This window comes from Paralimibaculum aggregatum, from assembly GCF_030270585.1.
Lineage (GTDB): Bacteria > Pseudomonadota > Alphaproteobacteria > Rhodobacterales > Rhodobacteraceae > Thermohalobaculum > Thermohalobaculum aggregatum.
This window is the reverse complement of the sequence record NZ_BSYI01000027.1, coordinates 51,702-65,637: the sequence shown is the minus strand read 5'-3', so window position 1 is coordinate 65,637 and position 13,936 is coordinate 51,702. Positions and strand designations below refer to the sequence as shown.

The following is a 13,936-nucleotide window of genomic DNA, read 5'->3' as shown; positions in this document are numbered from 1 at the left end:
CCGTTCCCCGCTCCTGCCGCTTGAGCCAGTGAAGCACCGTGTCAAGCCGGTAGATCGGCTTCCGTCCGGCAGCCGATCTTGGCGGGCCACACCGCGCCTGATCCCACCGCCGCAACGTCCGTTCGCTGACCCCGAGCAACGCCGCCGCCTCGCTCGCCGTCAGCAGCCCCGCATCCTTCCGATTCATCGGATACTCCTGTGAGTGAATAACCGCTCACAGGCAGATAGGTGGGAGGAAACACGCTCTCAAGATCGGAGCCGGGCGGACGACGCAAGCCAGGAGCGGCCTACGGCTGCGCCGAGCAGCCGGACAGCGGTGTGGAGACACCATCCCGCCCGCCGCGGTGCGCGAAGGCTCGCGCTCCAATGTTTAACGCTATCCCCGGAAAACGTTGAACATCACGGGACCGTCGAGGGCAGGGGTGAGCAATCCAGTGGGAGGTGATCCCGTAGAACGTCAAAGCTGCCTTAACACTCTTGCCAATTTTGTAAAATGACCAGCTCGGTTTTGATTTCTCGGCCAGCATTGCCTTAGCGTCAGCGATTATATCAACGCATACTGTACTTTTGTTGCGTGGAGACATCTCGAGAATGTCAATCGAGATCTTCCTGTCCGCCTCTTTTTTTCCTCTTTACAATCAAATGCGGCCCATATGTTCTTGAAGAGCTTTAACTCTTCGTTCTCATCCCAATCTATCCCTTGACGCCAGTCAATCGCCCATCTTTTGCACATCACTGAAAAAAGTTCCCTGTTCACGGATACGACGAGCGTTTCGATTACCGCTGCCGCTTCCTGTAACTTCGCAAAATCCACGTTAATCGCCATGGGTTTCCTCTGACCCTCCACGCCCAATTGCACAGCATTCCGCCCCGGCAGGATTCCATCATTGTGAACAATGCCGTGCCTCAATTGGCATACTGTTTCGTATTCTTCCAATGGCTGTCTAAATTTAGCATCCTCTAGTTTAACGCCGAGAAACCCATTGGTGGCTTTCTTCAATTCATCAGCAGACGAAAATGATAGATGTTCAAAAGCGCTACGGCTGAATCCGCTTTGCCCATGCCAAAGCGCACCACCCAGGTTCACCGATTTCTCCCCCGCCGCCTTCTTGCAGACAGGGCACATCTCCAAGCAATGCGCCAATATGGAGCGAAAATAGCTTTCCGAGGCCGAAATCACACCTAAAAGCAATAAGCGGCCTAAAAAGTCATTCTCCCTCAATCGTTTGTCGGTTCCGTAGGCAATAAGCGATCGAGCGCTTCTGAGATACTGATCTACAGGTGATACAATTGATACCTCACTAAACATGCCGCTCAATCCAGCCATACGAGTCGACTGTGGCGGCTCATTCACGTAGTCGTGAATCTCCACCATTATGAGATATGCTCCTCGGCTGCACTAATTATTTTTGCGGCTCTGATTTCCCCGATGTACTTTATACCTCTAAGACGGTCTCGGCTCGTATCAATTAATATATCTCGAACTGTCCGGATGTTAGAGTTTTCCTTAATACGCTTCTTCATGCGGTTTGATATTGGAAGAACAGATATATTTTGGGAAACTAAACTTTCATATGTTGATGCTGATTTTAGCTGAGCACCACAATTCGAGCAGAAGCGCGCGCTTTCGCTGGGGCGTTCCGTGCCACAAACTTGGCACGCCGGAAGCGCCAAAGCGAAGGGGGCATCGCCAAGGTGCGCCGTATTGATGAGGCTGGCATCGTTAATCCTAGGCCAAGCTTGATGCTTCACTCCTCGCAGCACTTCGAGAAACGAAGATATTGATTTAGTTCGACGGCCAACAATTGTATTCTCAGCTATAAGATCGCCAAAATGAATATCAAATAGCTCATAAGTGCCTTTCACACCTCGCATCGTATCTCCTGCAGGCATTACGAGTCCGCTATATTGTAAAAAGCCGAGCGTCTTTTCGATTTCGGGTGAGATAGGTGACTTCATACCAAACTGAAGCCCATGCTGCGGGAGCGGCTTACCCGTATTATAGGCTTTCAACGTAGAGAGAATAGATTGATATATTTTACTTCCGCTCTCTATAAATGCTTTGTAAGCAGGCAGTTTAGATCCCAAAGAAGCAAAAGTGGCATGGGACATGTCGCGGCCTTGACGCGAAAGTTCGAGAACTTTTCTGCGCTGCAATTTTTGTTCGCTACTGATATATGAGTTTTTGCTGTCTGCAATTGCACGAATCATACTGAGGAAGGCGCGAGGAATCCCGAAAGCGGAGTACGCCAAGAGGCTGAGCTCTTCGCTGCTGGTCTCAAAGAAGTCATGGGGCGTGTCGCCAAACCGACGCCTGGCCATATCGATCATATATCGTTCATAATCCGATCCGTACGGGCGCACCCAGACATCAACGCGTTCTGCGTCATGCCCAACGTGGAAGGACGGAGAATGGGATGTCACACCTGGGTAAACGGCGGCTTTTGGGGAAATTCTCTTTGATTTGATCTCGCGGAAGAAATCAAAAAAGTCCTCTTGTTGTTTTTCTGAAAACGCATGAGCAGCATCATCCATTAGAAGCACGCAACGAGACATGTCATTTAGAGAAAGTATTTCTTCTATAGCGCCATGAACCTTATCCAGCGCGTAATCGTCTAGTTCTTCGTCTGTTGATCGACCCGCCTCGACGCGTGATAGAGCGCGCTCTAGTACCAGTTTGCTGGGAAGTGCGTTGCCAACCTCCATTTCCACAGCATCAGCGATTGTATTGTGAATGGAGAGAAGTACTTTTATAAATAACCAACGCCTAAACCAAAACGCAGCGTTGGGGCCTTTGTGGTATAAGGGCTCAACCTTCAGCGCAAGCTTGAAGTTCACATATATTGGTAGAGTGTTTATAGTCTTTTGTGCAACGATTAGATAGTAAGCTTTCAGCAAGAGGGTGCTCTTGCCGCATCCGCGAGGGCCTATGAGGAGCTTTGCACCACCTCCAGTGAGCTTTTTTATTATCGTCTCTTCGTCTGGATGCTCTGTTAAAAGCTGCAAAAAGCGAGCTTTCTCTAGGTACTCAGCTTGCTCAATGAAGTTTGCCTCGAGAGCAAAATCGTCCTCTACTGCATCGGGTTGGGTCATCGAGCCTATATCAATTTGTAGCCTCCGCCGGAACAGCGGTTGATGCTATGGTGAATTCTATCGTTTTGCCAGGCACTCGTCGAGTACCGCGAAGGTGACCATGGAGCCCGGAATCTGTGACCGGATCAAGTTGGGACGGCTGACCGGATGACCATAGAATGTGCACCGTAGGCCAGGCTGCTTAACAGAATGGCCCATTGCGTTAGGTGCGATCGGCAATCCTCTCGAAAGTTGGGCCTGCGGTTGCCGAATGGCGGCTGCTGATGAGTGATCGCTGTCTCATGTTACCTGCCCTCAAAGTAGGTCTTCTGAAACCACTACCGCACCTTTGTCACGTCCTCAAGCTCTGAAGACCTGATGTTGGGGTAGTCGCCCCTTACGGCCCGCCAGAAGCTGCTGACCTTCTTGGCGAGACGCCAGGACATCGACTTGTCGGGGCAGGGGCCGGTTTCGGGGAAGTGCTCGCGGAAGGCGATGCCGAGGATTGCCTCGGCTTCCTGGATCTTCCGCTTGTCGCGCATGAGGTAGAGCGGTTTCCAGCCGAGCGTGCGGGCCTGGACATACATGCCGAGGGCGCGGTCCAGCGGGGCGTATTGGCCCTTGTAGCCCTGCACCACCCGATCGAGGAAGGCGACGACTTCGGCGGCGGTCATCTCCTCGGCGGGTGTCGTCTGGCTGGGGTCGGCCATGGCGGTCCGGTCTCCTGCATCTCTCGTGAGAGTCATACATCGAGCAGCGGCGCCGGCAAGTGGGGAGCGCTGCGCCTGACGCGCCCCCGACAGCACAGGCCCGAGCGGCCTGCGTTGTGGGGCGCGCCGCTCGGGCCTGTGCTGCCGCGGGCGCTACTCCGCCGCCTGTTCCGTGTGGCTGACGAAGCGGTCGAACCGGGCCGAGGCACGGCGCTGCGCCGCATCGTGCAGATGGGCATAGCGCAGCGTTGTCTGCGCCTGCGTGTGGCCGAGCAGCTGCGCGCTGCGGCTCATGCGGGGCCACAGCCCGGCCCTGCCGGCAGAACGGCGTTCTGATGGGCTCTCGCAGGCGCCGCGAGGTCCGGACAAGCCTCGGCGGCGCGATGGCCATCGGCCGCTCTCGCGTCATCCGGCGTGTCCGTGCGGCGCCGAAGATACGGGCATGAGATCGACGCCGACAACCGTTCCGATTTGTGCTAGTGCGGATCTGCGTCCGCTCCGGCCGCCGAGACTGCCTCTTCCGGCCGGCCCGCCGATCACCGGAGCACCGCGAAGAGGGTATTGAACCGCTCGAACGACCGGCCGGCCGTTTTCCGGCAAAACGATAGGGGAACCCATCATGTTCACAAAGACCACGGCACTCGTCGCGTTCATGGCGGGGCTCGCCCTGCCGCACGCGGCCGGTGCGCAATCCGACACACAGGATCTTGCCGCGGCCGATTCCGCCGCGCGGGAGATACTCGCCGGGATGACCGATTACCTCGCCGGGCTCGACACCGTGAGCTTCGACTTCGAGGTCTCGCTCGAGGCGGTCACCACGGCGGGCGTCAAGCTCCAGTTCCCGGCCTCAGGCTCGATGCTGCTCGACCGTCCCGAGAAGTTCCGCGTCAGCCGCACCGGCGCGCATTCCGACATCCTGCTCAATTCCGATGGCGAGACGCTGACCCTCTACGGGCGCAGGATCGGCACCTATGCCCAGCAGGCGGCGCCCGCCTCGCTGGACGCCTTCGTCGAGAACGCCCACGAGCACGGCATCGCCATGCCCGGCGCCGATCTGCTCATCACCACGGTTGCCGAGGAGCTGAGCGAGCCGATCACCAAGGCGCTCTATCTCGGCAGCGGCCCGGTCGGCGGCGTCGAATGCGAGCACCTCGCCTTCCGCACCGACGATGTCGACTTCCAGCTCTGGGTCGCGGTCGGCGACAAGCCCTATCCGTGCCGCTATGTCGTCACCAGCAAATGGCTGGCCGCGGCGCCGCAGTACCAGCTCCAGATCGCCAACTGGAACGACGCTCCCGAGATCGCGGACGGCGCCTTCGTCTTCGAGGCGCCGGCGGATGCCGGCAAGGCCGATCTCGCCGAGCTTCCCGATCTCGACATTCTCATGCCCGAATCCACCGAAGGAATGAAGCGATGACCCGCAAGCTCAGCATCAAGATCGGCATTCTCGCCGGCGGCCTCGCCGCGCTCGTCGCCGCCGAGGCGATGAACGGCGGCCAGGAGGGCCGGACCGGCCCGCTGACGGTGATCTCGGGGGCGATCGCGCCCGAGGCCCATGCGGTCGTGGGCCGTCCGCTGACGCCGGTCTCCTATGCCGGCGTCGCCCGGCGCACCTCGCGCCGGACCGCCCGCCGGGTCTCGCGCCGGTACTGAGACCCGCGCTGCGGCATGGCCCGGGGGAGTGGCCGAGGCCGGCCGCTCCCTGTCCGGTCCCGGCCGCTCGGGCACCGGGCCGGCCCGGCCCGCAGCATGCGCCGCGAGAGGGCATGGCGCGCCGGCAGAGGCCGGGCCGGTCAGTCCCGGCCCGGCGCGCGGCTCCCTGGCGGCGCGGTCCGCCCGTCCGGCCGCTATCGCGCGCCGAACCGATTGATCGCCCGCGGAAACGCTCGATGGGCCTCTGGACCGCGACGGGGGGATATGCCGTGCCTCGAGATATATGGACTTTGAGAGATCGATTGCGGCGCTGAACAAGCCGGTTCGCCGCCGTGTCCTCGAGTGGCTGAAGGGCGGGTCCGACTTTCCGCCCGCCCTGCCGGAGCATGCCGGCCTGGACGGCGTCTGGGTCGCCCGAATCCGGGAGAAGGCAAAGCTCTCGCAGTTCAGGATCTCGACCTGCATGGGATTGTTGGGGCAAGCCGGCTTCGTGACGGCGGAGCGCCGCGGGCAGTGGCCGTTCTGCCGGCGCGATGAAGCGGCAATTCGGGCGTTCCTGAACGCCATGCAGGGCGAACTCCTGAAGCATCGGCCCCGAGCGCAGGCGGCCAAGGCCGGGGCGTGCGAACGAAACACCGCGGAAACGCGATACCCGGACGAGGCGAGGGCATGAATTCAAGCGATGATGATCCGAATGCCATTCTGGGCCGGCCGCTGGAATTGCCCTGCGGCGTCCGGCTCAAGAACCGTCTGATCAAGGCGGCGATGTCCGATTCCCTCGGCGACGGCGCGGGGAACCCCACCGAGGCGCAGATGCGGCTCTATGAACGCTGGGCCGAAGGCGGCGCGGCGCTGTCGATCATCGGCGAGGTGCAAGGCAGTCCCCGGTATCCCGAGAAGCCCGGCAACCTGGTTCTCGGGCCGGGCGCCGACATGCCTGCCCTCCGGGCGCTGGCGAAGCGGGGGTCGGCCGGCGGTGCGCAGGTCTGGCCGCAGCTTGGCCATGCCGGTGCGCTTGCGCATGCGCCGATCAGCGAGCCCAGGGGGCCGTCTCCCCTGGATGTCGGCGGCCTCCGATGCGAGGGCATGTCCCCGGAGGATATCCGCGCGCTGCCCGATGCCTTCGCCCGATCGGCGGGGCTGGCGCAGGAGGCCGGCTTCGGCGGCGTCCAGCTCCATGCGGGCCACGGCTTCCTGTTCAGCCAGTTCCTGTCGCCGCTGTTCAATCGCCGGACCGATGCCTATGGCGGCCCGATCGAGCGGCGCTTTCGCATCATCGGCGAGGTGATCGAAGCCGTGCGGCAGGCGGTTGGGCCGTCCTTCCCGGTCGGCATCAAGATCAACGCGACCGACAGGCTGGTTGGCGGGCTCACGGAGGCCGAGGCGCTGGAGGTGGTCGACCTGCTCGACCGGACCTCCATCGACCTCATCGACGTCAGCGGCGGCACCTATTTTCCCGGCGCCGCCTCCAGCTCGGACGGTGCATCCAGGTCGGGACCCTACTTCATCGACTTCGCGCGCCGCGCCCGGGCGGTCACGTCGGTCCCGATCATGCTGACCGGCGGGTTCGGGACCAGGGAGCAGGCTGCGGCAGCCGTCGGGGACGGCGCGGCGGATGCTGTCGGCCTCGCCCGCGCCATGGCGCTCGACCCGTCGCTCGCGAGCGGCTGGCTGAGCGATGGCGGCGGCGATCCCGCGTTTCCGGTGTTCGGTGCGCCGCCACCCGGCGGTGTGACGGCATGGTACTCCATGCGCCTGACCGCGCTTGGCGAGGATGCCGAGACCCGGTTCGACATGAGCCCGGCCGAGGCGCTGGACGCCTATGAAGCGCGGGACGCGGAGCGTTGCGAGAGCTGGCTCGAGCGTTTCGGAAGGGGATGACCATGCCGGCCCGGCACGTTGCGAGCGGGCACCGATTTGCCTTCCCATGCGGGCCGGACTGGAGGACAATGCGCGCTCGGGCCGTTCGATCTGCCCGAGGCCGGGCGCCCTGGTGGCCGGCAGCCCATGCGCGGCGCCGATCGCGAGACGGACTGCCGCGTGAACAGTGAACTCGGTTGTCGCTTGCCAGTTTTCCGTGCGAACAGGATGCAGGGCTCGCCCACATTGTTTTTCAGAGAAAGATCGCAAGGATGCTGGCGAAACAACGGGAAGGATATCTCATGACCTCGACCAGACGCGAATTCCTAGTCACGGCCGCGGCGACCGGCACGATCATCATGCTCCCGTTCCGCGCTTCGGCGGACGGCCATGCCGTGCACAGCTTCAAGGCCGGCGACGGCGAGATCGGCGTGCACCCGATCAGCCACGCCACCTTCGTGCTGACCACGCCGTCGGGAACCATCTATGTCGACCCGGTGGGCGATGCCGCGGCCTTTGCCGACAAGCCTGCGCCGGACCTGATCCTTGTCACCCATCGCCACGGCGACCATCTCAACGCCGACACGCTCAACGCCCTGGGCGATGCGCCGATCATCACCAATCAGGATGTCATGGACCTGCTGGATGACGGCCTCAAGGGCCGCGCCCGGGTTCTGGGCCATGAGGGCAACATCGAGGCCGTCGGCGCGACCATTGAGGCGATTCCGGCCTACAACAAGGATCCGGCGAGCAAGTTCCACCCCAGGGAGCGCGGCGACAACGGCTATGTCCTCACCATGCCCGGCTTCCGGATCTACATCTCGGGCGACACCGAGGACATCCCGGAGATGCGGGCGCTCAAGGATATCGACCTTGCCTTCGTCTGCATGAACCTGCCGTTCACGATGACCGACGAGGCGGCGGCCAGCGCCGTGGCCGAGTTCAGGCCCAAGTTCGTCTACCCCTACCACTACCGTGGCCGCGATGGCGGCACGCAGGATCCCGGAAAGTTCGCCCAGCTCGTCGGCGACGCCGCCGAGGTGCAGCTGGTCGACTGGTACCCGGACGACGACAGCGTCTGATCCGCCTGCCAATGGCGAGCGCACGGCTCCGGCCACGGGCCGGAGCCGGTTTCATCTCGCGGCCGATCCGCTCGCCAGCCGCACGGGCCCGCCCGCGTCCCCGCCGGGCAGGACCGGAAGGCATCCAGATCCCGCGGGTCCGTCCCTGCCGGCTCACGCCGCCCGTCATGACCGGAACGACGTTCGCGCCCGGATCGCCCGCCAAAGCGATTTCCGGGCGTTGTGAATCGCGAGGGGCTTCCCGGCAGCCCCCGGAGCCCGGCTGGCGAGACCCCAGGGCCGCACCAGGGGGCTAAGCAGGCATCGCATTGCACCCCACGGAAGGCTGATCCGGCCGGGGCCTCCACGGGGAGGAGACCGGATCGGCCGCGATCACGGCCTCCGTCGCGGTGAGCCGCCGGATGCTGGGGAGATTGGCCATCCTCGGCAGCAGGCGGGGCAGGTTCCCGTCTCGGGCGAGGGGCTCCGGCATCGCCTCGCCTCGGGCCACCTTGAGACGGTTCCGCCCCGTCCCGTATCGCCGGCGCTGGTCGAGCGGACTGGTCCGTTGCGCGCTCCATTCGCTTCCTGGCGTTGTCGCGCCGGCTCTCGGCCTCCGAGGCGCCAGATCGGCGGCCCGGCTCGGCTCGTCTCCGTCCACCGCGTCGCGCGTCGCGACGATCCTCGCCGCAGCAGGAGCGTTAGCCGCCGGGCCCGTCGGCTGCACGCCTGCGCGCTCCGGCGAAGCGGACCGCTCGGCGGGGGAGGGACCCGCATCGACCGGCCGGGCGAAGGCGCCCGCCGGGCCTGGAACGCCGCGGGGCCGTCGCGGGAGGATCAGGAGCGCACGGGCTGTCGTTGCAGCAGGCAGGTGCCAAGGAAGCACGTGCCGCCCACAAGGAAGCCGCATGTCGCGAACCCGAACGGCAGGCCCTCGCAGAGATGGGTGAACCGTGCAAGGCAGATCGCGACGAACCCCATCGCCATCCCGGCGATTGCCGCCGCCGCGGTTCCGCGTGCCCATGTCGATCCGATCAGCGGCCAGAGGAGCAGCGTGCAGAAGCTGGCGCCGAGGGTCACCCAGGGGGCGATCGCATCGCGCCCGATCCCCTGCAGGGCCACCAGCGACGCAAGCGCCAGCAGCGCGAGGGAGATCCAGCGTGCCAGCGAAAGCTCGGTCGCGGCGGAGAGGTCGATGCGCAGCTGCCCGCGAAGGGTATCCCGGGTTGCGAGCGAGGCGACGGAGAGCACGACGCTGTCGATGGTGCTCATCGACAGCGCGAGCACGGCGATCATCAGGATCACGCCGCCCTCCCGCCAGTGCTGCCGGTACATCGCGACGATCAGCTCGTCGGGGTCGTCGAGCGTGCCGTGCAGCTCGGCAGTGGCGAAGATCGCCATGACGAGGATGCAGGCCATCATCACGAGCATGATCGCACCGCTGATGATCGAGGTCCGGCGGATCGTCTCGGGCGCCCGCGCCATGAATAGCCGCTGGAAGATGTGCGGGAACAGGAACACCGCGAAGGTCCAGGACAGCATCTGGTCGAGAAACTGCGGGCCGTTCTCGCGGTTGAAGACGAGCTTCTCGGGCATCGCCCTCGCGACCCGGTCGAGGCCCGAGGAGACGCCGCCGGCCCAGTCCACGAAGAGCCATGCCGAGATGCCGAGGATCCCGGCGACGATGATGCCCTGCAGCCCGTCCGTCCAGACCACGGCCCTGGCGCCGCCGAAATGGACATAGGCCCAGATCGAGGCGACGCAGATCAGGACGGCTGCGTCATAGGAGATCTGCCGGTCGACGACGCCGGACAGGATCTTCGCCGCGCCGGCGATCTGCACGGCGAGAAACGGCAGAAGGGTCATCAGCCCGACCAGCGTCACCAGCAGATGCACGGTGCGGGAGTCGTAGCAGCGCCCGAAATACTCCGCCTGGGTGATCACCCCCCCATCGCCTGCCGTCGGAGGCGATCCGGGTTCCGAAGGTCCACATCAGGATCGTGACGCCGAGCACGGTCGGGAAGAGCTGGAGGAACAGGATGCCGCCGGAGTAGAACAGCGCGGGCGTGCCGGTGATCGCCAGCGCGTTGAACAGGCTGGCGACGGTGGTCCCCACGAGCCAGGCATAGCCGACGGTCCGGTTCGCGATGTAATGATCCTCGACGGTATGCGCATTGCGCCTCGCCGCGACCGCCGCGATCAGCCCGAGCGCCGCGAGATAGAGCCCGAGCGGGACCAGCAGCCAGCCCGACCCTTCCAGGGTCAGCCTGTCGAGCACCGGTCCACCTGCGTCAGTCATGGAGCATTGCGGGGATGCCGCCGAGATCTGTCGGACACCGGCCGGCCGGCAGCCGCTGAAACCTGAACTGCGTCAGGGCGCAGGCCAGTCCGACAAGGACCGGCTGCCCGACCGGCCCAGAATAGGCGGGTCGGTGCAGTCCCGCAACCGGCTTCGGCCTAGCGCCGGCCCCCGCGGCCGCGCCCGCCGCCGCGTCCGGCGTGCGAGGGCAGTTGCGTGGGCCGCGCCGGCGGGCGGGCCGCCGGCGGTCGGTCCGGCCGGTCGCCGCGTCCGTAGTAGTCGTGGTGGTGGATGTAGATCCCCGAACGATAGGGGTAGGGGTCGTAATATACCCCTCCGCCGCCTTCCACGGCGCAGCCGGCGACGAGCAGGCAGCCGCCGGCGGCCAACAGGATCGCGCGGGCCAGCCGGGTCATCGGTTCTCCTCCACGGGTACGAGCGAGCCGAGGATCGCCGCGATGTCCAGGTCATAGACCTCCCGCGCGCCGTTCTCGCCGACGATCACGCCGATCACGGCGCGGGGCCCGGGCAGCGCCGCGATGGCGACGCCGATATCGATCGGCGCGCCGGCGCGCGTGCCCTGGCCGAGATACAGCCGCGCCGGCAGGACGCCGAGCTCGCCGTCGGCCACGCGTTCGACCCGGCTGTCGTCAACCAGCTTCGTTCCGAGGTCCCGCACATAGGCCTCCGCCTCGTTGATGTCGCGCGGCTCCTCGGGGGAGAGGAAACCGATCCAGAGCGAGAAATCTCCCTCCGGCGTGATGCCGAGGATGCGCGGCACGCCGTCTTCCTCACTGCCGCTGCCGGTCGCGACGACCCAGCCATCCGGCACGGCGATCGAGAACAGGGCCCTGCCGCCGGTCTCGTAGATCGCGCGGACCTCGGCGCGCACGGACTGGACGCCCGCGGCGGCAAGCATGAGCGCCGCGAGCATCCCCGCCCGCGCGAGGCGCCGGATGCCGCGTATCGGATGCGCCGCGCCGGCCGGCACCGCGCTATTTCCGGCCTGGCTCGCCAGGGAGCCGCAACTGTCTTGCATCCTGAATCACCGTCTCCAGTTCCACCTCGAGTTCCGCCTTCAGCGCCCGGTACTCCGCGACCTCGGGGCGACGTTCGGCATCGGGTGCCTGCTCGAAGTGGTCAAGCGCCGTTGTCGCCATGGCGTGCTCCTCGCACATGATCCGGACCACGGCATTGGTCCGGATCAGCAATGCAAGCATCGCCCTGTCCTGGGGGAAACGCTTGAAGGTCGGCTCAAGATCGACGTCCCGATCATTCGCATCCATTGGCGTCACCCGACAATCTTCCTGGGAAACCGTTGACAAGCTCCCTCGGTTTCCGATGCTGTGCCGGACCGGGTCCCGATCATAAGTACGTAACCGTAACCGCGCGGATTCCCGACAAAGCTGTTCAGAATAGCGGACCGATTTGCTATAACGCCCGGCGGGCGCTGGAAACTCGAAACTCAATCGATTTAGCGGTTTGGAAACGCAGCAGATGGCCAGTCCGGATCCCGATACCCTGAGCGATCGCGTTCGCGACGGGCTCGAGCGGATACTCGCGTCGCCGGATTTTGAGGTGACCGAGCGCAACAGGCGATTCCTGCGCTATGTCGTCGAGGAGACGCTCGAAGGGCGGGAGAACCGGATCAAGGCCTACAGCATCGCGACCTGCGTGTTCGGCCGCAGCGCCGAGTTCGACCCGCAGATCGACCCGATCGTGCGGATCGAGGCACGGCGGCTGCGGCGCGCGCTGGAGCACTACTACCTGACCGGCGGCGTGGACGATACCGTCAGGATCACGATCCCGAAGGGCTCCTACATCGCCACCTTCGAGTTTCCCGAGATTGCCCGGTCGGAGCGCGCGGCATCCGGCGGCGAGGCGGCCGGCACGGGCGGGGTGCGGCTCTGCCCGCCGGGTCCCTCGATCATGGTGGCGCCCTTCGACGAGGAAGGCGCCAGCGCCGCGCCGGGGTTCGCCCGCGGCTTCCGGCGGCACCTGATCGTCGGGCTGACGCGGTTCACGGATCTTCTCGTCTATGGCGCCGAGACCGTGCAGCACGCCGACGGCGAGCGGGGCGCCGAGGGCGCGGACCGGCCGGTCGACGTGGATTTCATCCTCGAGGGCTCGATCACCGTCGCCGATGGCCGGATCCTGCTCGAGACCGTGCTGGTCGATGCGCATACGGGGCGCTTCGTCTGGGCCGAGAGCTTCGACGAGGAGCACCATCCGGCCCAGTGGATCGCCCTGCGCGACCGGGTGGCGGCCAGCGTCGTGCGCACCCTCGCGCCGCCCTTCGGGGTGATCTACAGCCACAGGGCCAAGGACATCGATGGCCGCCCGCCGGACTGCCTGCGGGCCTTCGAGGCGGTGCAGCTCTTCTACCAGTACTGGCGGACCTTCGACAATGCGCGCTTCGAGGAGGCGCGCCGGCGGCTCGAGGAGGCGGTTGCCCGGGAGCCGGACTATGCCGAGGCCCATGCCTGCCTCTCGCTGCTCTATACCAACGCGTCGCGCTTCGGCCTGAGCCTCGGGAAGGCCACCTTCGATCCGATGGAGCGCGCGCGGCGCCTCGCGCACCGGGCGGTCGAGCTGGCGCCGCGGTCGAGCCGCAGCTATCACGCGCTCGGCACCGTCTGCTGGTTTTCCGGGGATATCGAGGCGAGCTTCGAGGCGCTGGAGACCGGGCGCGTGCTGAACCCCCACGATACCGGCATCCTCGTCGAGCTCGGCTCGCGCCACGCGGTGCGATGCAACTGGGCGCAGGCGGTCCCGCTGCTGCAGGAATCCTATCTGCGTAACCCGACGCAGCCCTCGACCTACCGCATGGGGTTCTTCCTCTACCACTACATGGAGGGGCGCCACGAGACGGCGCTCCGGGAAGTCTGCCGGATCGAGGCGCCGGACATCGTCTATGTCCCCCTGGTCAAGCTGGCGGTGCTCGCCCGGCTCGGGCGCATGTGCGAGGCGCGGGCCACGCTCGGCCGGCTGCTGGCGATGCATCCCGGCTATCCGGAACGGGCAGAGGCGGATTTCCGGGCGCGGAGCATCCACCCGGAGATCACGGCCGCGGTGCTCGGGGATCTCTCCGCGGTGATCGCCTCGGCCGAGAAGAAGGTGGTCAACGGCCTCTCGGCCCCTGCCGCGTCGCGCTGACCGGAGCCGCCCCGGGCGCCGGAACACGGCGCCGCACCGCCCCACCGTTACCGTAACTTACCTTTCGCACCCTCCATCGGAACGTGCGGGGCCGGTAGCGTCCACCCGGTTCAGGTGTCTCCTGC

Annotated in this window: 16 protein-coding genes; 6 read left to right on the top strand and 10 right to left on the bottom strand. The window is 64.8% G+C overall.

Translation table 11 applies throughout. The features are described from left to right. The 5 genes from QSJ97_RS15990 to QSJ97_RS15970 all read right to left on the bottom strand — a co-directional run. Positions 1-187, bottom strand: a 187-nt coding sequence (locus QSJ97_RS15990) for a helix-turn-helix transcriptional regulator (RefSeq protein WP_285672903.1), incomplete at its 3' end; no start/stop codon positions are given. A 357-nt stretch (positions 188-544) separates the two neighbouring features. Then, positions 545-1,375, bottom strand: a complete 831-nt coding sequence (locus QSJ97_RS15985; RefSeq protein WP_285672901.1) for a hypothetical protein — start codon at positions 1,373-1,375, stop codon at positions 545-547. Then, positions 1,375-3,093 (bottom strand): hypothetical protein, encoded by a 1,719-nt coding sequence (locus QSJ97_RS15980; RefSeq protein ID WP_285672900.1) that lies wholly within the window; start codon positions 3,091-3,093, stop codon positions 1,375-1,377. The genes QSJ97_RS15985 and QSJ97_RS15980 overlap by 1 nt, the downstream gene beginning before the upstream one ends. 317 nt (positions 3,094-3,410) lie before the next feature. Then, a complete protein-coding gene (locus tag QSJ97_RS15975) occupies positions 3,411-3,782 on the bottom strand; it encodes a hypothetical protein (protein ID WP_285672898.1) in 372 nt (123 codons plus the stop codon). 153 nt (positions 3,783-3,935) lie between these two features. Then, complete coding sequence (locus QSJ97_RS15970; RefSeq protein WP_285672895.1) at positions 3,936-4,076, bottom strand: hypothetical protein; 141 nt, start codon at positions 4,074-4,076, stop codon at positions 3,936-3,938. Between the two features lie 325 nt (positions 4,077-4,401). Here QSJ97_RS15970 and QSJ97_RS15965 point away from each other — a divergent pair, with 325 nt between their 5' ends. The 5 genes from QSJ97_RS15965 (at position 4,402) to QSJ97_RS15945 (ending at position 8,377) form a co-directional block, all read left to right on the top strand. After that, on the top strand, positions 4,402-5,199 hold the full coding sequence (locus QSJ97_RS15965) for a DUF2092 domain-containing protein (protein WP_285672894.1): 798 nt from the start codon (positions 4,402-4,404) through the stop codon (positions 5,197-5,199). Continuing rightward, the gene (locus tag QSJ97_RS15960) at positions 5,196-5,435 is read left to right on the top strand and encodes a hypothetical protein (protein WP_285672893.1); all 240 of its coding nucleotides are present in this window, start codon (positions 5,196-5,198) and stop codon (positions 5,433-5,435) included. The genes QSJ97_RS15965 and QSJ97_RS15960 overlap by 4 nt, the downstream gene beginning before the upstream one ends. A gap of 283 nt (positions 5,436-5,718) precedes the next feature. Next, a complete protein-coding gene (locus QSJ97_RS15955; protein ID WP_285672892.1) occupies positions 5,719-6,108 on the top strand; it encodes an ArsR/SmtB family transcription factor in 390 nt (129 codons plus the stop codon). Next, entirely contained in the window at positions 6,105-7,316 is a 1,212-nt protein-coding gene (locus QSJ97_RS15950; RefSeq protein WP_285672891.1) for an oxidoreductase, read from the top strand. The genes QSJ97_RS15955 and QSJ97_RS15950 overlap by 4 nt, the downstream gene beginning before the upstream one ends. Before the next feature lie 281 nt (positions 7,317-7,597). Then, complete coding sequence (locus QSJ97_RS15945; protein WP_285672888.1) at positions 7,598-8,377, top strand: MBL fold metallo-hydrolase; 780 nt, start codon at positions 7,598-7,600, stop codon at positions 8,375-8,377. 816 nt (positions 8,378-9,193) lie between these two features. Here the strand turns inward: QSJ97_RS15945 and QSJ97_RS15940 are convergent. The 5 genes from QSJ97_RS15940 to QSJ97_RS15920 form a co-directional block, all read right to left on the bottom strand. After that, entirely contained in the window at positions 9,194-10,252 is a 1,059-nt protein-coding gene (locus QSJ97_RS15940; protein ID WP_285672905.1) for a sodium:solute symporter family transporter, read from the bottom strand. Next, entirely contained in the window at positions 10,137-10,634 is a 498-nt protein-coding gene (locus QSJ97_RS15935; RefSeq protein WP_285672887.1) for a hypothetical protein, read from the bottom strand. Before QSJ97_RS15935 ends, QSJ97_RS15940 begins: the two co-directional genes overlap by 116 nt. 179 nt (positions 10,635-10,813) lie before the next feature. Further along, a complete protein-coding gene (locus QSJ97_RS15930; protein ID WP_285672886.1) occupies positions 10,814-11,071 on the bottom strand; it encodes a hypothetical protein in 258 nt (85 codons plus the stop codon). Next, positions 11,068-11,646 (bottom strand): hypothetical protein, encoded by a 579-nt coding sequence (locus QSJ97_RS15925; RefSeq protein ID WP_285672885.1) that lies wholly within the window; start codon positions 11,644-11,646, stop codon positions 11,068-11,070. The genes QSJ97_RS15930 and QSJ97_RS15925 overlap by 4 nt, the downstream gene beginning before the upstream one ends. A 4-nt stretch (positions 11,647-11,650) precedes the next feature. Then, positions 11,651-11,941, bottom strand: a complete 291-nt coding sequence (locus QSJ97_RS15920; protein WP_285672884.1) for a hypothetical protein — start codon at positions 11,939-11,941, stop codon at positions 11,651-11,653. A 211-nt stretch (positions 11,942-12,152) separates the two neighbouring features. On the opposite strand from QSJ97_RS15920, the gene QSJ97_RS15915 reads away from it, so the two are divergent. After that, positions 12,153-13,811, top strand: coding sequence for a tetratricopeptide repeat protein (locus QSJ97_RS15915; RefSeq protein WP_285672883.1), 1,659 nt, complete (start codon positions 12,153-12,155; stop codon positions 13,809-13,811). The last annotated feature ends 125 nt before the right edge of the window (positions 13,812-13,936 follow it).

Coding starts and splice junctions, on each gene's coding strand:
- QSJ97_RS15960 (WP_285672893.1), top strand. CDS start 5,196: ATGACCCGCAAGCTCAGCATCAAGATCGGCATTCTCGCCGGCGGCCTC.
- QSJ97_RS15945 (WP_285672888.1), top strand. CDS start 7,598: ATGACCTCGACCAGACGCGAATTCCTAGTCACGGCCGCGGCGACCGGC.
- QSJ97_RS15955 (WP_285672892.1), top strand. CDS start 5,719: ATGGACTTTGAGAGATCGATTGCGGCGCTGAACAAGCCGGTTCGCCGC.
- QSJ97_RS15950 (WP_285672891.1), top strand. CDS start 6,105: ATGAATTCAAGCGATGATGATCCGAATGCCATTCTGGGCCGGCCGCTG.
- QSJ97_RS15915 (WP_285672883.1), top strand. CDS start 12,153: ATGGCCAGTCCGGATCCCGATACCCTGAGCGATCGCGTTCGCGACGGG.
- QSJ97_RS15985 (WP_285672901.1), bottom strand. CDS start 1,375: ATGGTGGAGATTCACGACTACGTGAATGAGCCGCCACAGTCGACTCGT.
- QSJ97_RS15980 (WP_285672900.1), bottom strand. CDS start 3,093: ATGACCCAACCCGATGCAGTAGAGGACGATTTTGCTCTCGAGGCAAAC.
- QSJ97_RS15930 (WP_285672886.1), bottom strand. CDS start 11,071: ATGACCCGGCTGGCCCGCGCGATCCTGTTGGCCGCCGGCGGCTGCCTG.
- QSJ97_RS15965 (WP_285672894.1), top strand. CDS start 4,402: ATGTTCACAAAGACCACGGCACTCGTCGCGTTCATGGCGGGGCTCGCC.
- QSJ97_RS15975 (WP_285672898.1), bottom strand. CDS start 3,782: ATGGCCGACCCCAGCCAGACGACACCCGCCGAGGAGATGACCGCCGCC.
- QSJ97_RS15920 (WP_285672884.1), bottom strand. CDS start 11,941: ATGGATGCGAATGATCGGGACGTCGATCTTGAGCCGACCTTCAAGCGT.
- QSJ97_RS15970 (WP_285672895.1), bottom strand. CDS start 4,076: ATGAGCCGCAGCGCGCAGCTGCTCGGCCACACGCAGGCGCAGACAACG.